The organism is Streptomyces sp. NPDC002958 (assembly GCF_055563255.1).
Window position 1 is genome coordinate 1 of sequence record NZ_JBVHDS010000030.1, and the last position, 21,600, is coordinate 21,600.

The 21,600-nt window shown below is 70.8% G+C and carries 15 protein-coding genes; 6 read left to right on the forward strand and 9 right to left on the reverse strand.

The window, feature by feature from the left end; all coding sequences use genetic code 11:
* Nucleotides 1-392: 392 nt before the first annotated feature.
* Nucleotides 393-842, forward strand: a complete 450-nt coding sequence (locus tag ACZ3IC_RS30320; RefSeq protein ID WP_467421381.1) for a PTS sugar transporter subunit IIA — start codon at nucleotides 393-395, stop codon at nucleotides 840-842.
* Nucleotides 843-918: 76 nt separating this feature from the next.
* Nucleotides 919-2,589, forward strand: a complete 1,671-nt coding sequence (gene ptsP, locus ACZ3IC_RS30325; protein WP_467421383.1) for a phosphoenolpyruvate--protein phosphotransferase — start codon at nucleotides 919-921, stop codon at nucleotides 2,587-2,589.
* Between the two features lie 62 nt (nucleotides 2,590-2,651).
* Here ptsP and ACZ3IC_RS30330 read toward each other — a convergent pair whose 3' ends face one another.
* Nucleotides 2,652-3,596: a hypothetical protein gene (locus ACZ3IC_RS30330; RefSeq protein WP_467421384.1), complete on the reverse strand. Its 945-nt coding sequence runs from the start codon at nucleotides 3,594-3,596 to the stop codon at nucleotides 2,652-2,654.
* A 67-nt stretch (nucleotides 3,597-3,663) separates the two neighbouring features.
* On the reverse strand, nucleotides 3,664-5,640 hold the full coding sequence (locus tag ACZ3IC_RS30335; RefSeq protein WP_467421386.1) for an acetoacetate--CoA ligase: 1,977 nt from the start codon (nucleotides 5,638-5,640) through the stop codon (nucleotides 3,664-3,666).
* Between the two features lie 223 nt (nucleotides 5,641-5,863).
* Between ACZ3IC_RS30335 and ACZ3IC_RS30340 the strand changes: the two genes are divergently transcribed.
* Nucleotides 5,864-8,215 carry a glycoside hydrolase family 31 protein gene (locus ACZ3IC_RS30340; RefSeq protein ID WP_467421388.1) on the forward strand — a complete coding sequence of 784 codons (2,352 nt, stop codon included), beginning with the start codon at nucleotides 5,864-5,866 and terminating at the stop codon, nucleotides 8,213-8,215.
* Between the two features lie 78 nt (nucleotides 8,216-8,293).
* Here ACZ3IC_RS30340 and ACZ3IC_RS30345 read toward each other — a convergent pair whose 3' ends face one another.
* Nucleotides 8,294-8,836 (reverse strand): NUDIX domain-containing protein, encoded by a 543-nt coding sequence (locus ACZ3IC_RS30345; RefSeq protein WP_467421391.1) that lies wholly within the window; start codon nucleotides 8,834-8,836, stop codon nucleotides 8,294-8,296.
* Between the two features lie 57 nt (nucleotides 8,837-8,893).
* Between ACZ3IC_RS30345 and ACZ3IC_RS30350 the strand changes: the two genes are divergently transcribed.
* Together ACZ3IC_RS30350 and ACZ3IC_RS30355 are read left to right on the forward strand one after the other, a co-directional pair.
* Nucleotides 8,894-9,700, forward strand: coding sequence for a M15 family metallopeptidase (locus tag ACZ3IC_RS30350; protein WP_467421392.1), 807 nt, complete (start codon nucleotides 8,894-8,896; stop codon nucleotides 9,698-9,700).
* A 116-nt stretch (nucleotides 9,701-9,816) separates the two neighbouring features.
* Nucleotides 9,817-10,164, forward strand: a complete 348-nt coding sequence (locus ACZ3IC_RS30355; protein ID WP_467421394.1) for an Mpo1-like protein — start codon at nucleotides 9,817-9,819, stop codon at nucleotides 10,162-10,164.
* Nucleotides 10,165-10,291: 127 nt separating this feature from the next.
* Here ACZ3IC_RS30355 and ACZ3IC_RS30360 read toward each other — a convergent pair whose 3' ends face one another.
* Genes ACZ3IC_RS30360 through ACZ3IC_RS30375 form a run of 4 tightly spaced genes read right to left on the reverse strand, consistent with a single transcriptional unit; the run spans nucleotide 10,292 to nucleotide 14,683 of the window.
* Entirely contained in the window at nucleotides 10,292-10,897 is a 606-nt protein-coding gene (locus ACZ3IC_RS30360; protein ID WP_467421397.1) for a GTP-binding protein, read from the reverse strand.
* Nucleotides 10,878-11,300, reverse strand: coding sequence for a DUF742 domain-containing protein (locus tag ACZ3IC_RS30365; protein ID WP_467421399.1), 423 nt, complete (start codon nucleotides 11,298-11,300; stop codon nucleotides 10,878-10,880). The genes ACZ3IC_RS30360 and ACZ3IC_RS30365 overlap by 20 nt, the downstream gene beginning before the upstream one ends.
* Nucleotides 11,301-11,309: 9 nt before the next feature.
* Nucleotides 11,310-11,753: a roadblock/LC7 domain-containing protein gene (locus ACZ3IC_RS30370; protein ID WP_467421401.1), complete on the reverse strand. Its 444-nt coding sequence runs from the start codon at nucleotides 11,751-11,753 to the stop codon at nucleotides 11,310-11,312.
* On the reverse strand, nucleotides 11,750-14,683 hold the full coding sequence (locus tag ACZ3IC_RS30375; protein ID WP_467421403.1) for a nitrate- and nitrite sensing domain-containing protein: 2,934 nt from the start codon (nucleotides 14,681-14,683) through the stop codon (nucleotides 11,750-11,752). Before ACZ3IC_RS30375 ends, ACZ3IC_RS30370 begins: the two co-directional genes overlap by 4 nt.
* A gap of 403 nt (nucleotides 14,684-15,086) precedes the next feature.
* On the opposite strand from ACZ3IC_RS30375, the gene ACZ3IC_RS30380 reads away from it, so the two are divergent.
* Nucleotides 15,087-15,566 (forward strand): hypothetical protein, encoded by a 480-nt coding sequence (locus ACZ3IC_RS30380; RefSeq protein WP_467421405.1) that lies wholly within the window; start codon nucleotides 15,087-15,089, stop codon nucleotides 15,564-15,566.
* Nucleotides 15,567-15,740: 174 nt separating this feature from the next.
* Here the strand turns inward: ACZ3IC_RS30380 and ACZ3IC_RS30385 are convergent, their stop codons facing one another.
* Both ACZ3IC_RS30385 and ACZ3IC_RS30390 read right to left on the reverse strand, forming a co-directional pair.
* Nucleotides 15,741-20,513 (reverse strand): hypothetical protein, encoded by a 4,773-nt coding sequence (locus ACZ3IC_RS30385; protein WP_467421407.1) that lies wholly within the window; start codon nucleotides 20,511-20,513, stop codon nucleotides 15,741-15,743.
* A 60-nt stretch (nucleotides 20,514-20,573) separates the two neighbouring features.
* Entirely contained in the window at nucleotides 20,574-21,503 is a 930-nt protein-coding gene (locus ACZ3IC_RS30390; protein WP_467421408.1) for a hypothetical protein, read from the reverse strand.
* Nucleotides 21,504-21,600 lie beyond the last annotated feature (97 nt).

Consider the following 21,600-nt stretch of genomic DNA (forward strand, 5'->3'; position numbering starts at 1 on the left):
TCAGACTCTTTCGTGTCCGATTCCCGGTCGAAGCGGGGCTGCTTTCCAGTTCTTCGCTTTCGCGTTTCCCTTTCCGGCGAGTCCGACTCTATCAGGCCTTTTCATTTCCCTTGACCAACCTCCTGCAGGCATGCAGGTGCCGATCCGGGTTAGATGCAGGACTTAAAAGTCGCCGCCGACCCCCGGCTGAAAGCCGCGCTGGGGCCAGGCAGGAGTACGACAGTACAGGCCGCCGAGAGTCGAGGCAAATCGTTTCCGGTGCCCTTCTAAGGCCGAGAACCGCCAGGACTCGGACGGAACCGGAACTTCTTATGACTTACTCTGCTGAACAGTACGTCGTCGCCCACAACCCGTGACGGCGCCATTCGAACTCCACCCCTGGGAGGTTCCCTATGACCACTGTGACGTCCCCTCTTGCCGGACGTGCCATCGGGCTCGCCGCGGTACCGGACCCGGTCTTCTCCGGCGCGATGGTGGGTCCCGGAACCGCCATTGACCCTGTGCGCGAGCTGTCCGAAGCCGTATCGCCAGTCGACGGCATCGTTGTTTCCCTCCACCCGCACGCGTTCGTCGTCGTGGACGAGCACGGACACGGTGTGCTCGTCCACCTCGGCATCGACACCGTTCAGCTCAATGGTGAGGGCTTCGAACTGCTCGTGAACAAGGGGGACACGGTCACGCGCGGTCAGGGCATCGTGCGGTGGGACCCTGCGGGCGTCGAGGCGGCCGGCAAGTCCCCCGTGTGCCCGATCGTGGCTCTGGAAGCCACAGTCGATTCCCTCTCCGACGTCCACGAGGACGGCGACGTGAAGGTCGGCGACACGTTGTTCGGCTGGCAGTGACGGGCTCGGCGCAGTGACAGCCGACTGGATATCCACCGCGGGGGCACGGGCCGCCGCACAACCGGGGACGGGTGAAATGGAGACAACGCTGCGAGGCGTCGGTGTGAGTCACGGCGTGGCGATCGGCGAGGTGCGTCACATGGGTACGGCGGTGCTCGAACCGCCGGCCAAGCAGATTCCGGCCGAAGAGGCGGAGCGCGAACAGGGGCGCGCTCGCCAGGCCGTTGAAGCCGTGGCTGCCGACCTTGTTGCTCGCGGCAACCTGGCCGGTGGTGAGGCTCAGCATGTGCTCGAGGCTCAGGCCATGATGGCGCAGGACCCCGAGCTGATGGCTGATGTGGATCGGCGCATTGCCGTCGGCAGCACCGCCGAGCGCGCCGTCTACGACGCGTTCGCCGCCTACCGGGCGCTGCTCGCCAACGCCGGGGAGTACCTGGCGGGGCGGGTTGCCGACCTCGACGATGTGCGCAACCGGATCGTGGCTCGCCTGCTCGGTGTGCCGATGCCCGGTGTACCGGACAGCGACGAGCCCTACGTGCTGATCGCGCGGGACCTGGCGCCCGCCGACACGGCGTTGCTGGACCCGGCGCTGGTGCTCGGCTTTGTGACCGAGGAGGGCGGGCCGACCAGTCACAGCGCGATTTTGGCGCGCGCGCTCGGGGTGCCCGCCGTGGTTGCGCTGCCCGGTGCCGGTGAGCTGGCCGAGGGCACGGTCATCGCGGTGGACGGCAGCACCGGTGAGATCTTCGTCGAACCCAGTGCCGAGAAGCGTGCGGAGATGGAGAGTGCCGCTGCGGCGCGCAAAGCCACGCTGTCCGCTTCGACCGGTCCCGGCGCGACCTCCGACGGTCACAAGGTTCCGCTGCTCGCCAATGTCGGTGGGCCGGGCGATGTGCCGGCGGCGGTCGAGGCCGGTGCGGAGGGCGTGGGGCTGTTCCGTACCGAGTTCCTGTTCCTGGACGACAGCAAGAAGGCGCCGTCCGAGGAGAAGCAGGTTGCGGCGTACCGGGCAGTGCTCGACGCGTTCCCCGAGGGGCGTGTCGTGGTGCGGGTCCTGGATGCCGGTGCCGACAAGCCGCTGGACTTCCTCACCCCGGCCAACGAGCCTAACCCGGCGCTGGGTGTGCGGGGGCTGCGAAGTCTGCTGGACCACCCCGAGGTGCTGCGGACCCAGCTGACCGCGCTGGCGAAAGCGGCCGAGGGTCTGCCCGTCCACCTCGAGGTCATGGCCCCGATGGTGGCGGACCGTACGGACGCGAAGGCCTTTGCCGACGCCTGCCATGCGGCCGGGCTGACGGCGAAGTTCGGCGCGATGGTGGAGATTCCGTCCGCCGCACTGCGGGCACGCTCGATCCTGCAGGAGGTGGAATTCCTTTCGCTGGGCACCAATGACCTGGCGCAGTACACCTTTGCCGCTGACCGTCAGGTCGGTGCGGTGTCCCGACTGCAGGATCCTTGGCAGCCTGCGCTGCTCGACCTGGTCGCGCTGTCGGCGGAGGCCGCCAAGGCCGAGGGCAAGAGCTGTGGTGTCTGTGGTGAAGCCGCCTCGGATCCGCTGCTCGCCTGTGTCCTGACGGGGCTCGGTGTGACGTCGTTGTCGATGGGGGCCGCGTCCATTCCCTATGTCCGCGCCACGCTGGCGAAGTACACGCTTGCGCAGTGCGAGCGTGCCGCTTCCGCCGCGCGTGCGGCGGACTCCGCCGAAGAGGCGCGGGTGGCGGCTCAGGCGGTGCTGTCGGGCGAGTAGCCCCGCGGTGTCTGTGGTGGAGGGGCTCCCTGCCGATGGTGGCAGGGAGCCCCTCCGGCTTGTCAGTGGTGGGTTTCCGGTTCGTCCGCGCCGAGGTCGAAGCCTGCGCAGTACTCCACGTGTGACTCGGGGGCGACGGGTTCGCCGGTGTCTGCGTCGGTGCAGTAGGCGCTGAAGACCTCGCCGGCGGTGAGCGGCACCATGCTGCCGCGGGCCAGCCGCCAGCCGTGGACCCGGTCCTGGGTGCCGGGGCTGCTCGTACGGAGAACGACTCCCCCGGGCTTTTCGAGGGCGATACCGACGGCGAGCACGGTGACGAACTCGGCTCCTTCCGCTGATTCGAGGCGGGCGGGCCCCGTGGTGCCGCGCTCGGTGTGCAGGACGGCGAGCAGATGCTCGCTCTCGGTGGGAGTACTGCACACGAGGTGGTGGGTGCCGGGGCCGGCCGTCTCCAGCATGCGCAGCAGCAGGTGGGAGGCCCGGTCGAAGGCGGAGCGGCCGATGTCCTGGCCGCAGTCCGCGCATTCTCCGAGGTCGGCCAGGATCATCGTGGCGTACTCCCAGGTGGCCTGGCGGACGGCTCGGCTGACCAGGAGCGGGATCAGGGTGTCGATGGGTTGTCCGGTGTATGCGACCGTGGCACCGGCTGAGGCGATTTCGGCGGTGAAGCGGCTGCGGCTGGCCGGGGCGTCGGGAGCGATGCCTGACTCGGTGCAGAACTCCGCGTACTCCTCGGGGTCGAAGAGAGCGACCGTGGCGTGCATGCCTTGCGCGGCAAGGGCCTTCAGCAGGCCCTCGACCTGCTGCAGATAGACGGTGTGGTCGTCGAAGGTGAAGGTGCGGTAGTGCTGCATCGCCGCGAAGTCCTGTGCGTCGGCCAGGAGGCCGATGGTGCTGGGTGCTTCGCGGCGCAGCGTGCGTCGCATCGATGTGCCGGACCGGCTGTCCCCGGTGGTCTTGCCGGTCTCGGTGTACTTGCTGTGCTGGGTGTTTCCGGTGTGCGCCATGACTCCCCCAGTGCGCTGTCGATCATTGCTCACTCAGAGTAATCAGGGGCACTGACAACGCGGACGGTCAGCGACGCCTGCGGGCGAGGTCCTCGTAGAAGTGGAGGAGTTCGAGATTGTCGATCGAGCCGGGATTGACGGCCGTGGCCAGGGCCGTGCCTTGCAGGAGGCGCTTGACCGGAACCTCGATGCGCTTGCCGGTGAGGGTGTGCGGAATGCCGGGGACCTCGATGATCTCGTCCGGGACATGGCGCGGGGAGAGATTCTCGCGGATGGTCTGCTTGATGCTGTTGCGCAGGTCGTCGTCGAGCGCGGCGCCTTCGGTGAGGTGGACGAAGAGCGGCATCCAGTACCCGCCGTCGGGCTCTTCGAGGCCGATGACGAGGGATTCCCGGATTTCGGGGAGCCGCTCGACGGCTTCGTAGATGTCGGCGGACCCCATCCGTACGCCTTGGCGGTTGAGGGTGGAGTCGGAGCGGCCGTGGATGATGACCGAGCCGTGTTCGGTGATCGTGATCCAGTCGCCGTGGCGCCAGACGCCGGGGTACATGTCGAAATAGCTGTCGTGGTAGCGGGTGCCGTCGGGGTCGTTCCAGAAGCGGATCGGCATGGAGGGCAGGGGCGCGTTGACGACGAGTTCGCCGACCTCGCCGATGAGCGGCTTGCCCGCGGGGTCCCAGGACTGGAGGTCCGTGCCGAGGCACGGGGCCTGGAGTTCGCCGATGTGCACGGGGAGCGTGGGGACCGCGCCGGCGAAGCAGCTGCAGACGTCCGTGCCGCCGCTCACGGAGGCGATCCACAGGTTGTCGTCCACCTCGTCGTGGAGCCAGCGGAATCCGTCGGGCGGGAGCGGGGAGCCGGTGGTGGCGACGCACTGGACGCGGGAGAGGTCGAAGTCGCGGCCGGGGTGGATGCCGGCCTTGCGACAGGCCATGACGTAGGCGGCGGAGGTACCGACGAGGGTCGCTCCGGTCTGTTCGGCGACGCGCCACTGGGCGCTGACGTCCGGGTAGCCGGGGCTTCCGTCGTAGAGCACGAGTGTGGTCCCGGTGAGCAGGCCGGAGACGAGGAAGTTCCACATCATCCAGCCGGTGGAGGTGTACCAGAAGAACCGGTCGTCGGGGCCGAGGTCACAGTGCAGGCCGATCTGCTTGAAGTGTTCGAGCAGGATGCCGCCCTGTGACTGGACGATCGCCTTCGGGAGTCCGGTGGTGCCGGAGGAGTAGAGCACCCACAGCGGATGGTCGAAGGGGACCTGTTCGAAGACGGGCTCGGTGTCCGCGGAAGTGAGGGCGGACCATTCGAGGGCACCCTCCGGGGCCTCGGTGCCCAGCAGCGGGATGTGGACGACGGCGCGCAGGGTGGGGAGTTCGCGACACAGCTCGGCGACGGTGCCGGAGCGGTCGTGTTCCTTGCCGCCGTAGCGGTAGCCGTCGACGGTGAAGAGGACGACGGGTTCGACCTGCTGAAAGCGGTCGAGGACGCTGCGGGCGCCGAAGTCGGGGGCGCAGGAGGTCCAGACGCCGCCGACGGCCGCGGTGGCGAGGAAGGCGACGACGGCCTGGGGGATGTTGGGGATGTAGGCGCTGACGCGGTCGCCGGGTGTGACGCCGAGGGCGCGGAGTTCGGCGGCGAGCGATCCGACCTTGCGGCGGAGCTCGGACCAGGAGATGGGGACCTGGGTGTGGGTCTCGTCGACGTGGAGCAGGGCGGGGGCGTCGGCGCGCAGGGGGTCCTCGGCGGTGCGAAGGGCGTGTTCGGCGTAGTTGAGGGTGGCGCCGGGGAACCACTGGGCGCCGGGCATGGTGCGGTCGCCGATGACGGACTCGTACGGGGTGGCGAACCGTACGTCGAACCAGTCGGCGACGGCCTGCCAGAAGGTGTCGAGCTCGTCGACCGACCAGCGGTGCAGCGCCGGGTAGCCGCCTTCGGCCGGTGCTCCGAACCGCTCGGCCGCCCAGCTCTGGAAGCGGGTGACGGCCGCGGCCGCGATGCGGTCGGGGCCGGGCTGCCAGAGGGGGGCTTCGTTGGCTGCTGCGGTCATGGGGCGGCTCCCTGGCTGTACGGGTACGCGGGGTGGGCGTGCGTCGCGCGCACACGTGTTGGAATGTGCACGTGAGGCGGCTTTTACGGACGATGCCATGTGATTGTCGTTCGCACCAGGGTTCGCCACCCATGGTCGCGTGTCCGGATATGTGGTCCGGCCACGGGTGAACGGAAGTTGAACGGGGTTCGCACCCGCCCCGTCGGATGGCAGGGTGAGCCGCATGGACGGTCGCGACCTGGTGCGCTTAGTGAAGATGGTCGGTTCGGTGCAGGGGCTGCGCACGGTGCGCTCCTCCTGGCAGCGCCGGAATGCGGATGCGCGGGCGCTGCCGCGGCGCGGTGCGGAGCGGGCGAGGGTGCCGGGCCTTGTGGTGGGGGCGGAGCCGGAGCCGGGCGGGGGTGTGGTGCGGTTCGCGCGTTCGGAGCTGTGGGTCCGGGTGTGCGTGGGCGGCTCGGTGTTCTGGGGCTGGGACGGGGCGGAGCCGTTGCCGTCGTACGCCCTCGCCGGTGCGGCACCGGAGCCGGATCCTCGGACCGAGCTGGAACCGGACAAGGACGGTGGCTGGCAGGTGGTCTCGGAGCGGCTGACCGTTGCGGTGTCGCGGCACGGGGCCGTGGAACTGCGTACACCGGGCGGGGTGGTGCTCCGGCGAGAATTGCCGCCGCGCTGGTGGGAGCCAGTGGCGGGTGGTGCCGCTCGGTGGGTGCAGCGTTCCGAGGTGCCGGCGGACGCCCGGTTTTTCGGGCTCGGTGGACGGGCGTCCGGGCCACGGCTGCGGGACGGTGTGTACCGGCTGTGGAACACCGATCCTGGTGGGCGCTTCGGGCCGGGGGACGATCCGCTGTATCTGACGATGCCGGTGCAGCTGGTGGTCTCCGATGCCGGGACGCATCTGGTGTTCCACGACAACACCTGGTCGGGCCGGGTGACTCTGCGCGAGGGCGAGGAGGGTGCGGGGTCCGGCCATGACCGTCCGGGAATGTGCGAGGTGCGGATGGACGGGGGGCCGCTGCGCTGCTGGGTGATGGCCGGTACGCCGGCCCGGGTGCTTCAGGGCTGGACGGCGCTCACGGGCGCGCCTGCGCTGCCGCCGTCCTGGGCGCTGGGTCCGCAGCATGCGCGGTGGGGGTTCGGGAGCGAGCGGGAGGTGCGGCGGATCGTTGCCGGGTACCGGGAGCGGGGGCTGCCCCTGTCCGTACTGCATCTGGACATCGACCACCACGACGCGCATCGGGTGTTCACGGTCGACCGCGAGCGCTTTCCCGATCTGCCGGGGCTGACGGAGGAGTTGCGGGAGGACGGGGTGCGGCTGGTGTCGATCGTCGACCCGGCGGTGAAGGCGGAGCCGGGGTACGCGGTGTTCGATACGGGTGCGGCGGTCGGAAGCGGCGGGGCGTTCGTCCGGGACGCGCGGGGACGGGTGGTGCGTGGGGAAGTGTGGCCGGGTGAGTGCGTGTATCCGGACTTCACCGATCCGCGGGTACGGGAGTGGTGGGGCGGGCTGTACGAGGAACGGCTTGCGCAGGGGTTCTCAGGTGTGTGGCACGACATGAACGAGCCGGTGTCGTTCGCGGCGTTCGGGGATCCGACGCTGCCGCGGTCGGCGCGGCACTGCCTGGAGGGCCGCGGGGGTGATCATCGGGAGGCCCACAATGTGTACGGGCTGGCGATGGCGCGTGCCGGGTACGAAGGGCTTCGTCGGCTGCGGCCGGAGACACGTCCTTTTCTGTTCTCGCGTTCCGGTTGGGCGGGGATGCAGCGGTACGGGGGAACGTGGTCCGGTGATGTGGAGACCGGTTGGCCCGGGCTACGGGCCTCCCTCGCGCTGGTGCTGGGGCTGGGGCTGTGCGGAGTTCCGTATTCGGGGCCGGATGTGGGCGGGTTCGACGGGTCTCCGTCGCCCGAGTTGTATCTGCGGTGGTTCCAGCTGGGTGCGTATATGCCGTTGTTCCGTACCCATGCGGCGATCGACGCGGGGCGGCGGGAGCCTTGGGAGTTCGGCCCGCAGGTGCTGGAGCACGCCCGGGCGGCGCTGGAGGAGCGGGAGCGGCTTCGCCCGTACTTCGTGACGCTGGCGCAGCTGGCCCGCCTGACCGGTGCGCCGTATGTGCGGCCGCTCTGGTGGGGTGCGCCCGGGGATCGGGCGCTGCGGGAGTGCGAGGACGCGTTCTTGCTGGGTGACGCCCTACTGGTGGCGCCGGTACTCGAGCGTGGGGCGGATCGCCGTGCGGTGCGGTTGCCGCGGGGGCGTTGGTACGACACGGCGACGGGTGAGGTGTACGAGGGGCCCGGTCAGGTGTTGCTCGATGCTCCGCTGTCGCGGGTGCCGGTGTTGGCACGGGCGGGTTCGGTGCTGCCGGTGCGGGGTGCGGACGGGGGTGTGGAGCTGGAGGTGTGGGCTCCGGCTGCGGGGCGAAGTGGGGGCGGTCCGGTGGTCTTGGACGCGGGGGACGGCTGGGAGCGGGCGGAGGTCGAGCGCTATACGTCGCGGCTGGTGGACGGGGAGGTTCTGGTGGAGCGGGAGGGCGAGGACGGGGCAGTGAACTACCCGGTGCGGCTACGGGGGTTGTAGCTCGGATCGCGGTGGACGGAGGCCGGGCCGGTGCGCGCAGCGGAGGCCGGCCGCTGTGTACGGGCGTGGTCGGGCCGGTCAGCGGTAGCCGCCGTCGAACCAGGTGCGGGCGGCCCTGGTGTGCAGGGGGAAGGCGAGCTCGGTGGGTGTGCGGAGCAGTTGGAAGCCGGAGGTCTCCTCGGTCGGCCCGGAGGGCGGGAGTCCGGCTGCGGGGCGTTTCGGGAGCAGGCCGAAGAGGAGGAGATGGCCGTCCGGGGCGCTGAGGGCGTCGACGAGGCGGACGTCCTGTTCGTCCGCGCCGATGCCGGTCTCCTCGCGGAGTTCGCGTACGACTGCGTGCTTCCAGTCCTCGTCGTGGTCGATGAAGCCGCCGGGGAGGGCGAGACCTCCGCGGTGGGGCGGGATGGTGCGGGTGATGACGACGAGTCCGGTGCCGTGCCGGTCGGTGACGGGCAGCAGGGCCACGGCGACCGGCAGCGGGTTGCGGTAGGCGGTGTCGCCGCAGACGGCGCAGGTGCGGGGCCAGGCGTTGGGCGGTGCCGAGGCGCCGTACGGCGCTCCGCAGTTGCCGCAGTGGGAGTCCTTGACCGGCTTCTCGGGGTTGCTCGTGGGCGTAGACACGCGCGGACTGTATCCGATCGCCTGTCGGGTTCCCCCGCACTGCTGGATTATGTGCCCATGACAGGTCTTGCTTCCGCCTTCCGTGTCCTGGCAGCCGCTGCCGCCGCCCTGCTCGCCGTCACCGCCACCGCCCCCGTGGCGCAGGCGAGGCCCGAGCCGAAGGCCCCCGAGGAGTTCGTCGCGCTGCGTTCGGTGGATCCGACGATCATCCAGGAGATGCGTTACTCCACCGCACACAACTTCATGGGCGTGCCGGTGGATGGCTACCGCCGACCGATCTGCGTCCTGACCCGACCCGCGGCCCTGGCCCTGCACCGCGCGCAGGCCCGGCTGCTGAAGCAGGGCTACTCGCTGAAGGTCTACGACTGTTACCGGCCGCAGCGGGCCGTCGACCACTTCGTGCGGTGGGCGAAGGATCTCGACGACGCGACCATGAAGGGCGAGTTCTACCCCCGGGTCGACAAGACGCGGCTGTTCGCGGACGGTTACATCGCGGGGAAGTCCGGGCACAGCCGCGGCAGCACGGTGGACCTGACGCTGGTGAAACTGCCCGCCGCGCCGACCGGGCCGTATCTGCCGGGCCAGAAACTGGTGGCCTGTTACGCGCCCCAGGGCGACCGCTTCCCGGACAACTCCGTGGACATGGGCACGGGATACGACTGCTTCGACACGCTCTCCCACACCGATGACCCGCGCATCCAGGGGGTACAGCGCGCCCATCGGCAGTTCCTGAAGAAGACGCTCACCGATGCCGGCTTTGTGAATCTGGCCGAGGAATGGTGGCACTACACGTTCAAGCCCGAGCTGTTCCCGGACACCTACTTCGATTTCCCGGTGGCCAGGAGGTCCGTCGCGGGGCACTGACACGGGTGCGCGGAACGGGCGGCCGGGACCACCCCCGTGGGTTCCGGCCGCCCGTTCTCCTTCTCGGACGCGGATCAGCCGTTTCCGGTTGCCACTCGTGCCATTACGGTGCCCGTATGTCACAGCAGACGTTCGATTCATACGAAGAGTTCTGGCCCTACTACGTCGCGATGCACTCCAGGGCCGCGACCCGCTGGGTCCATCTGACGGGCACCCTCACCGGGCTGGCGGTCACCGCCTACGGCCTGGCTCGGGGGCGCAAGAGGTACGCGGCCGCGTTGCCGCTGATCGGGTACGGGACCGCCTGGCCCGCGCATTTCCTGATCGAGAAGAACAATCCGGCCACCTTCGGGCATCCCGCCTGGTCGCTGCGTGGCGACGTACAGATGATCCGGATGATGCTGGCGGGCCGCGACCGGGAACTGGCAGATACCGCCGCCAAGTGGCTCGCCGACAACCGCTGACCGTGGCCTCGACGGCCCATCACACAGGGTGAAAATCCCTGTTCAGTCAGGCAACATCGCGTGGCCCGTACCCCGGTCGGCGCGGGTACGGGCCGCGTTCCTCGCGCTGCGGCCGCCGGATGGGCCCCTACGTCGTTGCGGGCTCGCGGGGACGCTCCGCACGGGCCACGGCGTGCTCGACGACCGCCACCAGTACGTCCCGGGTGGAGGAGCGGTCGCGTGCGTCGCACATGAGCACCGGCACCTCGGGGTCGAGATCCAGTGCCGCCTGCACCGTCTCGGTGGGGAACCGGTCGGCTCCCTCGAAGCAGTTGACGGCGACGGTGAACGGAATCGCGCGGCGCTCGAAGTAGTCGACCGCCGCGAAGCAGTCCTCCAGCCGCCGGGTGTCCGCAATCACTACCGCTCCGAGCGCGCCCTGGGCCAGCTCGTCCCACAGGAACCAGAAACGGTCCTGCCCCGGGGTGCCGAAGAGGTACAGCACCAGGTCCTCGCGGAGTGTGATCCGGCCGAAGTCCATGGCCACGGTGGTGGTGGTCTTCGCCTCCACGCCCGCCAGATCGTCCACCGGGCGGCCCACCTCGCTGAGTCTCTCCTCCGTACGCAGCGGCCTGATCTCGCTGACCGCGCCCACCAGAGTCGTCTTGCCCGCTCCGAAGCCGCCCGCCACCAGGATTTTCAGGGTTACGGGCTCAACGGGCCGCCTGTTGCGGCTAGAGCGCCCGAAGACCATTGATCACCTCGCGAAGAATGTTCACGTCCGGCAGCTCGGCCGGCGGAACGGGACGGGTTACGTGCACCAGCTCGTCCTCGACGAGATCCCCGACCAGTACCCGGACCACCCCGACGGGGAGATCCAGGCCGGACGCGAGCTCGGCGATCGACTGGGGCATGTCACTGCAGAGTTCGACGATCTCCACATGTTCCGGGGAGAGCGTCTGGTCCCTGCCGGGGTCGTCGGCCGCGGGTTCGGGGACGACAACCGCGATCAGGTCGAGCCGATGACGGGAGGCGCTGCTGGTACGGCCCCGGGTCATCGCGTACGGACGGACCACCGGGCCCGCATCGGCGTCGTACCACCGCGATGCTTGCGGGTCCGTGGGCGTTGCCGGAGATCTGGAGGAGTCAGCGCTCATGCCGTCCACTCACCCCCCGGCGGACGGACCGGTTGTCCGGGGAGCGTTGGCGAGGTGGGCGCCGACGCGCTTGACCATCAGCGTCATCTCGTACGCCACCTGGCCGACATCGGAGTCGGCGTCGGCCAGCACGGCGAGACAGCTGCCGTCACCAGCCGCCGTGACGAAGAGGAACGCCTCGTCGAGTTCGACGACGGTCTGGCGGACCCTGCCCGCGTCGAAGTGGCGCCCCACCCCCTTGGCGAGGCTGTGGAACCCGGAGGCGACGGCCGCCAGATGTTCGCTGTCCTCGCGCGTCAGTTCCTGGGACGTGCCGGTGGCGAGACCGTCGCTGGAGAGCACCAGCGCCTTGTGGATGCTGGCGACGCGGTCGACGAGTTCGTCGAGGAGCCAGTTGAGCTGGCCGGAGCCCTGGCGTGCGGCATTGGGTGCTGCGGCGTTCGGTGCGGTCATCGACCGTCCCCTCCCGGAGTGGTTCCTTGTGCTGTGTCACCGGGACCGGTCACGTCCTCGGCGTTCTGCCGACGGCCGCGTTGCCAGCCGCGCTGCAGCGAGGCCATGCGGCTGCGTACCTCGTCCGCATCGCGCTCGAAGTCCTGATCCGGTTCCGTTCTGGCCGGCTCCGCATCGCGGCCGCCGGAGACCTCGCGAAGCTGCGGGGCGAGGCTGGCCTGCCGGATACGACGGGGCAGACCGCCCACGGTCTCCCGGGCCGCGCCCGGGGCTGCCGGAGGCTCGGGCTCGGTGAGTGCAGTGGACTCGGCCCGTGTGGTGGACTCGGCCCGTGTGGTGGACTCGGTGGGTCTCCGGAAGCCGGTGGGCTGCCGGGGTTCGGTGGAGTGCCGCGGTCCGGCGGGCCTGCCGGTGTCGGCGGCGAAGTGCGACGGGTCGGCGGCCGACGGCCTGTTCCCGGCGTCGGTGTCGGCCGGGCCGGGTGAGGGGTCGTGCTCGGCGCTTGTCGGGTGTGTACGGCCCGGCCCGTCGACTCTGCGGCCGTTGTCGGTGACCAGGGTCGGCGGTTTGCGGCGGGGCAACGGCGCCGGGCCGCCGGGGCGCATCGCCCGTACACCGGCTGCGGACTGCCCCGCTTGGTCGGAGGCCTGCTGATGCTGTTCGCGGACGCCGTCGTGCCGGAGGTCGCGGGCCCGGAAGATACCGCCGCGTTCGCTCTCGGTGTCGTCGATGTCGGACGCACCGCCCAGCAGGGGGGCGAGCCCTGCATCCAGCAGCGGATCGAGTACGAGGTCGGCCTCGAAGCCCAGCGCTCCTACGGGCCCTTCGAGCTCGACGGGCCCGTCCAGCAGGGCCGGGTCCACAAGGCCGGTGGGCACGGGGGCGAGGCCGGTGGGCCTGCCGGTGGCCCGGCGGTCCGGCACGCCGTTCCTGCGGTCCTTGTCGCTGCCGGGTCCCTGGCCGGCTGCCCTTCCGTCGCTGCCGATCGCCTTCTCCGACCTGCGGTCGAGACGGAATCCGGTGCCGTGCGTCTCCGGGGCGTCGGTGAGCAGCGCCGCCGGGATGAAGACGACGGCGGTCGTGCCACCGTACGGAGAGGTCTGCAGCGAGACACGGACGTTCTGCCGCTGAGCGAGGCGGCTGACCACGAAGAGACCGAGCCGGTCGGTGTCGGAGAGTTCGAACTCGGGTGTCTCCGCGAGCCTCAGGTTGGCGTCCAGGAGGACATCGGGAGGCATGCCGAGGCCTCTGTCGTGGATTTCGAGCGTGAAGCCGTTGGCGACGCGTTCTCCGTGCACCTGGACCGCGGTGTGCGGGGGTGAGAACACGGTGGCGTTCTCCAGAAGTTCGGCGATCAGATGGGTCAGGTCGGCGACGGCGGGGCCGCCCACACCGATGCGGGGCAGCCGGCGGACCTCGATCCGCTCGTAGTCCTCGACCTCGGCGACCGCTGCCCGTACCACGTCCATCAGCTGGATCGGCTTGCGCCACTGACGGGACGGTGCGGCACCGGAGAGGATCACCAGGCCCTCGGCATGGCGCCGCATGCGGGTGGTCAGGTGGTCAAGGCGGAAAAGGTCCGCGAGTTCATCGGTGTTCTCGGTGCGGCGCTCCATGGTGTCCAGGAGCGTCAGCTGCCGGTGCAGGAGCACCTGGTTGCGGCGGGCGAGATTGACGAAGACCTCGGACACCCCGCGGCGCATGTCCGCCTGCTTGACCGCGGCTTCGACTGCGGCTCTTTGCAGAGTGTTGAGGGCCTGTCCGACCTGGCCGATCTCGTCCCGTTCGTACTGGAGGTGCGGTGCCTCGGTTTCGACGTCGACCTGTTCTCCCGCGGCGAGCCGGCGCATCACACTCGGCAGCCGCACGCCGGAGACCTCGTGGGCGTCCTTGCGGAGCCGTGAGAGGTCACGGATGAGCTCACGGCCGATGCGTACGGAGACGAACACCGAGGCGAGCAGGGCAAGGAATCCGAGAACGCCCGCGACACCGGCCTTGATCAGGACGTTGTAGCCGGCGGGCTTGCCACGGTCCTGGAAACGGTTGTTCATCTCGGTGGAGTCATTGGCCAGCCGGTCCAGGACCGGCGTGGCCACCTCCTGCCAGCGCTCGGCGTCGACGGCGCGCGGGTCCTGGGTGGGGCCGCCGTTGACGAGCGTGTTCTCCGCGGTCCTCAGCGCCTCGCTGTCCGGGCTCGTCCAGTACTGCTTCACGCGTTGGCGTTCCGACGACGGGAGCATCTCGCCATTGATCTCGTAGAGCATCTTGCGATTGGCGACGAGGTCGGAGATCTGGCGCAGTTCGGAAGCGGTTAGCCGTCCGGCGATGAGCGCCGAGGCGACCAGGGCGTCTTCGCGGGAGAGCATTTCGCGGGCTCGTGAGATGCCGACCAGTGCGCGGACCTGCTTGTCCATCGACACGTTCTCCATCGTGCGGAGACCGTTCAGAAAGCGGTAGCAGGGGTCAATGAGGCGGTCGTAGAACTCCATCGCCCTCAGACGGTCGATGGTACGTTTCTCAACCGAATCACGGAGCGCGCCGAGGCCGTCGACCGTGCCGAGGATCGAGTTCAGCTGCGATTCGTCCTCGGGCCGCAGCGCGTCGCGAATGTCCTTCTGCCGTGCGCTGTCCTTGACGTCCGCCACAACGGCGTCGGTGGCCGCTCGTTGGCGTTGCAGAAGCGGAAGAGCGTTGGAGGCCCTGGGGTCGGCGAGGAAGACAAGGGTCTGGCGGCGCTCGTTCTGAATGGCGCGGACGGTGTCCTCCAGAGGATGGCCGACCTTCTCCACTATGGTGCTCGCACTCAACATCTGACTGGCCTCTCGCCCCGTCAGAAAGGTGGCGAAACCCCAGAGTCCTGTGAGGGAGACGAGCGGCACCAGAAGCAACGCCACGATCTTCCTGCGGATGGACTTTCCGCGAAAGCGCATGGCCTCCCCCAGTTCGACCCCGCTGGGCGGGGGCCGTGTTCCGTCAACAAACGGCGCGAGCCTACTACTGACAGAGAGACAATCCGAAGAGATGTCCGGACGATTTTCAGCCGCGCTTCCCCGTGTTGGTCACGAGTTGTCCCGGTATTCCGGACAATGAAATTCGCGAAAGCGGCAGAAGAGACCTGTCAGAGCATCACACCGTTCGGCGGGGCAGTTGGCTGGAATTCTTCGCTCGGTGCCGGATCAAGGGAATCTTCACGACTGGTCAATCGTCTCTCTGTACGGGGCAGGGGGAACACGGGGGGGCGCTCGGGGCAGGACTGTTCGATCCGCCCGCGTGGAAACGGCGCATGCCGGGCAGCAACCCTGAAGTCGGACAGCGGTGGGGAGTTGAGAGTTCTTGGACACGGAAGAACGTCGGAGCCCGGTGCCGTCGTCACCGGCGGCGGCGTCACCGGCGGCGATGGGCGGGGCGAAGATCCCGCGCCAGCAGCGCCAGCAGCTCTGGGTGGAAGAACCCGCGACACGGTGGCGGATGCCGGACCCGGTCCGTACGGCTGCCGTGCGTGCCGTGCTCATCATGTCGCTGACGGTCATCCAGGCCATGGTGGCGTTCCTGTGCACGCTGACGGGGTCCTGGCTGGCCTTTCCGATGGTGCTGAGCAGTGTGGGCAGCACGGTGGTCGCGACCTGGTCGGTACTGGATGTCTGGGTCACCCGGCAGGTCTGGAATCAGCGCAACGGTGTGGTGTCCGCGCCGAGCAGTTCGGCGCGGCAATTGCGCCGTGAGCGGCGCAGAGCACGGCGGGCGGCGCGGACCGTGCAGCGGGACGACGCGCGGATACGCCGTCGGCGCTCGGGCAGCCTCTCTCGCGCCTGAGCTTGAGAATTAACCTCGCCATTCGAACACGGCCCTCTGCCATGTCGGCTGGGCGTTTTCACCCGATTCGACCCCGTCGCGGTCGCGTTGATCGCGCCAAAGCGCCGGTCAGACGTGTTCGAATCTGCTGGGTTAAATCTCAAGCTGCGCCCCGGCGCGCCGTGGCTGTCTACCCTATGGGGTGGTGTCGAGCGTTCTCGTGGTGCGCTTGAACATGCGGGTGGCGGTGATCTCGCCGTGCACCGTCTCACCGTTCGGGTCCTGCTGCGGCAGCCCGGGGCGAAGGTGCTCCTCCACGCTGATGTACTTCAGCCCGGCCCGCAGATCCGCGTCGTTGCGCAACCGGATGACCAGCGGGAATTCGGCGAGCGCCGTAGTGTCGAACAGCCCGGTCGTGTAGAGCAGCTGCACACCGAGGGCGTCCGACACCGCGCGCTGGAGTTCCAGCAGATACGTGGCGTTGGCGCGGCCGATGGGGTTGTCGAGGAAGAGCGTTCCCGCGTGCCGGTGCTGGTGCCGGTCATGGCCCCGGTCGTTGCTGCGCAGTGCCGCCATCGTGCAGTACAGGGCAATGGCGGCGGTGAGCAGCTGGCCGCCGGAGAAGACATCGCCCATCTGTCCGACCGGGACACGTTCGGCGCGGAGCACCGCGTCCGGCTTGAGGATCTCCACGGCGATGCCCTTGGGCTCCAGCGCCGCCTGCACACCGCGCAACAGGAGGGACATACCGTCCCTGCGCAGATCGGAGTTCTTCTTCAGGGCGGCGCGGGTCGCCTCGTCGATGACTTCGCCGAGCCGCTCGGTGAGCGTCGCCTGGTCGGGTTCCTCGAAGCGAATCCGGAGAAACTCCTGGCCGGACCACTCCCCCAGTCCTTCGGGGAGCTGGGAGAGCCGCTGAGCGGAGCGGAGGGTGGTGAGCGCGGACTCCACGAGGCCGCGGAGCCGGTCGACGATGGAGTCGCGGTTGCGCTCCAACTGGGCCAGCTCGTCGGTGAGGACACGGAGCCGGGGTGCGAAGGCGGAGGCCCACTTCTCGGCGTGCTCGGGCAGCGCCGCGGCCGGCAGCTCGCGGATCTGCTGTCGGGCCGGGGTGCGGACCTGTTCGTAGCGGGTGGAGTTGGCGTGCCGTACGAGGACGTCGCTCGCTTCCCGCACGGCGCTCTCGGCGGCGGAGAGATCGGCGGCGCAGCCGCGCAGCGAGCGCCGGGCCTCGGCCGCGGACTGCCGGGCTTCGTCGAGGTTGCCCGGGTACGGCTCGGGGGCCTCGGTGTCGTCGTCCGCGCCGTGGTCCCTGAGGAGGTCGCGCAGGAGTGCCGCGGTCTCGTCGAAGCCGCCTGCCGAGTCCTCTGCGGTGCGGTGGGCGTGCAGCAGCTCGGCGTGGGCGGCGCGGGCGGTGTCCAGGGTTGCGGTGGCGGTGGCCAGTTCGGCCGTGGCGCTACGCAGGAGGGTCTGGGCCTGTTCGGCGTCGGCGGGGACCAGCTCGTCGGGGAGTTCGGTGTGGTGGGTCTCGCCGTCGACCGGGGCCAGGCGCTCGGCCTCGCCCCGCAGCCGGCCCAGCTGCTCGCTCGCGGTGGAGGCCCTGCTCTCCAGTAGCTGGACGAGGGACTCCGCGCGGGCGGCGGCCGCCTGCCGGGAGGGGCCGTCGGCGCCGTCCGTGGATTCGAGGAGTTGGGCGGCCCGGGTGCGGACCTTGTTGGTGAGCCGGTCCAGCTCGGCGAGGGCGGCGCTCTCGTCGCTCTCCGCGCGGGCCTGTTCGGCGCGTAGGTCGGCGCCGACGCCCACCTTCTCGTAGAGCTGGGATGCGGCCCGGTAGGCCTCCCGCAGCGCGGGAAGTGCGGGGCGCGCGGGTCCGCCCACGGGCTCGGGAAGGTGCTCGGGGGCGCCTGCGATCTCGGCACGTTCGGCGCGCAGGGCGCGGGCGGTGCGTCGGGCGTCGTCGGCGGCGCGCTGGGCGGCCCTGCGGTCCTCGTCGGCGGCGCGGGCCCGCTCCAGGCAGACGGTGGCGCGGGCCTCGGACTCGGCTGCCTCGTCGGTCAGTTCGCGCAGTTTCGCCTGCCAGGCCGCACGTTCGCGGAGCCGGAAGGCGAGGCCCGCGAGGGCGTCAGCGGCGCGGCGGGCGCGCTGGGCGGCCTCCTGGCGTTCGTCGCGTACACGAGCGGTGTCCGCGGCGGCCTCGTCGGCCTCGGCACGTACGGTACGGGCTTCGACGAGCGCGGCTTCGGCCGTTTCGGCGGCCGTACGGGCGGTGTGGGCGGCTTCGGCGAGTTCGGCGAGCATGCCGGGTGGGCAGTCGGCACGCCAGGAGCCGATGCGGGCGGCGAGGGAGCGGTCGGCGGTGAGGCGGGCCGCGAGGGTACGGATGTCCTCGTCGCGGGCGGCGGCCCTGCTCCTGAGGGCCTGCCGCTCCTCGTCGGCCGCGTGTTCGTCGTGCATCGCCGGGTTCGGCGGGACGAGGAACACCCCCTCCGTGTTCGCGGCCGCACCCGTGCCGGTGGCCGGGACGGGTGCGAGCAGCGCGGCGGCGGTGCCGACGGCGACGGCGGAGCGCGGCAGCAGGGCGGCGCCGCTCAGGACGTCGCGGGCGCGGGCGTGCGAGTCGGGGTCGGTGATGACCACGCCATCGACGAGTTCGGGACGGGCGGCGAGGACGGCCGCGTGATCGGCGGGGTCGACGGCCTGGGCGAGGTATCGCCAGCCGGGCAGGGCGGGGATGCCGTGCTCGCCGAGGTATTCGACGGTGGCGAGGACATCGGGGCCGGGCGGCAGCAGCCCGCCGTCGCCGAGTGCGCCGAGGATGCGGGAGTCGTCGGCGGCCGCGGTACGCAGTTCGAAGAGGCGGCGTTCGGCGGAGGCGATGCCCTGGTCGAGCAGCTCCCGCAGTTCGTCGGCGCTGCGGTCGAGCTCCTGGGCGCTGAGCGGCTGTTCGGGGGCGGCGGGCTGCTCGACCGTAGCGGTGTGTGTGGCGTGGGGGGCCTGGTCCGACCGGTCTGTCCGGCCTCCCTGGCCTGCCTGGTCCTGGTGGTCCGTGCTGTGCGGGGCGTCTGGGTCCGCCTCCGTTCCGGCCGCGCCGCTGCGGGGCCGGGGCACGCCGGTGCTCCGCGTGGAGGGCAGGCCCAGCAGGTCGGCCAGCCGGTGCTCGGCGGCGATCGACTCGGCGGTCCTGAGCTCGGCCTCGTACGACTGTTCCGCGGCCTGTGCGGCATCGGCGGCGCGCGCCGCGGCGAGTTCGGCGCGGCTTTCGGCGGCTGCGGCTTCCCTGGCCACGTCGGCCGCCGAGCGGGCGGCCTGCCTGGCAGTGTCCCAAGCGGCGACGGTGGATTGTTCGGCGTCACTCGCGGCGAGGGCGGCGCGCGCCGGGTCGGCGTCCGGTGCGGTGTTGTCGAGCCAGCCTGCCCGTACCGCCTCTGCCGTTTCCTGCTCGACCTCGGCGAGGCGCTGGCGCAGATGTCCGGCCTCGCTGCGGGCGCGCTGGGCCTCGGTGGCGGCGGTGGTGGCGTCGCGGTGGGCGGTCTCGCCCGCCGTCTGGAGGGTGTCGGAGCGCTCCTCCTCCTCGTTGGCCAGCGTCTCGCCGGCCTCCGCCGCGGTATGCAGGGCCCGTACGAGATCGGCGGCGGCCTCGGCGCGGGCTGCGAGCGCGGGCGCGGCGTCCCGCTCGGCCTCACGGATGGCGACGGCGACTCGTGCGGAGCGGTCGGCGGCGGCGCGGTGTCGCAGCACGGCCTCGGCGGCCTGCCAGGCGGAGTGCAGGGTGCGGGCGTCGCCCAGTTCGCGGCGCTGGGCGGCCGCGCCCTTCTCCGCCGCGGTCAGGGCCAGGGAGGCGTGCCGGTAGGCCAGTTCGGCGGCGATCAGGGCGCTGCGGCTGCGGGCGTCCTCGGCCGTGGTGACGGTGTGCGCGGCGCCCGTCACCTGCTGGGCCAGCTCGGCGGTCCGGCCGCGCTCCTGGCCGGCGCGGGCGGAGAGTCTGCGGGCGAGCATGCGGGTGCGGCGCTCGGCCCCCGCGTGGATGTCCCGGGCACGGGAACGCGTGTCGGCGGCCTCCACGATCCGGCCGAGCAGATCGACCGAGCCCGCGGTGAAGTCGCGCTCCGCGGTCAGCTCGGCGCGGCGGCCCAGCTTGTTGCCGAAGCCGCTCACCAGGTCGGCGAGGCCGTCCGTGTCGCGGGTGTCGGTGACGGCGCGCAGGAGCAGATCGGTGAAGTCGGAGTCCTTCTTGACCGCGAAGAGGCCCGCCGCCTCGCCCTCGTCGGCGTTCATCTCGCGCTGGTAGCGGAAGAGTTCGGGGTCGAGGCCGAGGTCTCCGAGGTGCTCGTTCCAGCGGTCGTGGATCTCTTCCCAGTGCACATCGAGGTGCTGGTAGAACTTGCCCGCCTCGGTCAGGGCATCGCGGAAGCCCTTCATCGTGCGGCGTCGGCCCTGCGCGCCGGAGGCGCCTTCGACGGGGCGGCGCACGGAGGTGGCCTCGGCGACCGGCAGGGAGTCCAGGCTGAGCCCGGGCCCGGGCCGGAAGGAGTACCAGGCCTCGGCGAACTTCCGCGGGTCGTTGGAGACCTGCCGTCCGCGCCACTCGCTGACCTTTCCGACGACCACGCACTCGCCGGTGAGGGTGTGCTGCCACTCCAGGGCGACATGCCCGCAGTCGTCGGCGAGCAGGAACTTGCGCAGTACGCCGGAGCTGGCGCCGCCGAGGGTGTTGCGGTGGCCGGGCAGCATCACCGAGAAGATCAGCTTCAGCAGCACCGACTTGCCGCCGCCGTTCTCCAGGAAGAGCACCCCGGCGGGAGCGGGGCGGCGCGGTGGGCCGACCGGCTCCTCCTCGAAGAACTCCGCCTGGGCCGGGGCGGGATTGGGTACGGGCTCTCCCACTCCGCGCAGGTCAAGCACGGTGTCGGCGTAGCGCGCACCGGCAGGCCCGATGGAGTAGAGGCGGACCCGGGACAACTCGTACATGGCGGCGGACTCTCGTCGTTCAGACAGCGGGAGGGAGACTGCGGTGGTGGGGCTGGCTGGTCAGGCGTGGAAGGGCAGTCCGGCGTCGGCGACCAGCTCCAGGTCGTCCGTCCCGGGCGGCGGCAGCAGCGTCGCCGTTCCGTCGCTGACCGGTACGACTCCGAGCTCCAGAAGTTCGGCCATGGCGGCGCTGCCGGCCATGTCGCGGACCTGGAGCTGGTAGCGGGCGGTGGTGCGGAAGGCGCCTCCGGCGTCGTCCCCGGTGCGCTGGAGGAAGCCGGAGTCGGTGAGGAAGGCGACGGCCTTGCCGACGATGCCGGTGGTGGAGCCGGCCAGCCGCCGGGCGTCCTTCGTGGCTCCGGTGGAGCTGCGCCGGGCGTAGATCCGCCAGGCCGCCTCCAGTCCGGGGGCGTCGGTGGCCGGGTCGGTGTTGTCGCCGTGCTCCTCGGCGCGCTCCTCCAGGCGGCGGCAGGCCTGGCGTACGAACGAGTCGACGCCGTTGACGGTGATCCGGCCGATGTACGCGTCGTCGGCGAGGTCCTCGGGGCGGGGGAAGGCCATGGCGGCGACGGCGAGGTGTGCGAGTCCGTGGAGGAAGCGGTCGGCGGAGTCGGACGAGGCGCGGCGGGCGTAGTCGCCCATGCGGACGGCGAAAACCGAGCCTTCGGCGGCGGTCACAGCCATGCCGGCCCGGGTGGACACCTCCAGCACGACCAGGCCGAGTCCGGTCGCCACGGCGTCGGCGAGCCGGGCGAACGCGGGCTCCTCCCGGTAGCGGCGGAGCAGTTCGGCGTACTCGGCGTCGCGTGCGGGCAGCAGTTTGGGCTGCAGTCCGAAGGAGACGAGCCGGGCGGCGTCGGCTGCGTCGGCCGGGGTGATGGGTGCGGTGGCGACGGGTCCCGCCGGGTCGGCGGACGTCGTGCTCTCGGTCGCGTACGCGGCGGTCGGCTCGCCCCACACGTCGGCGTGCTGTGCGCGGTGGTCGCTCACGACTGTCGCTCCTTGCTGCGGAAACTCTTCGGTACGGGGTGGACGGCGCCGCGTCTCACGGCGTCCGTCCCGGGCGGCGCGGTCCGGTCCGTACACA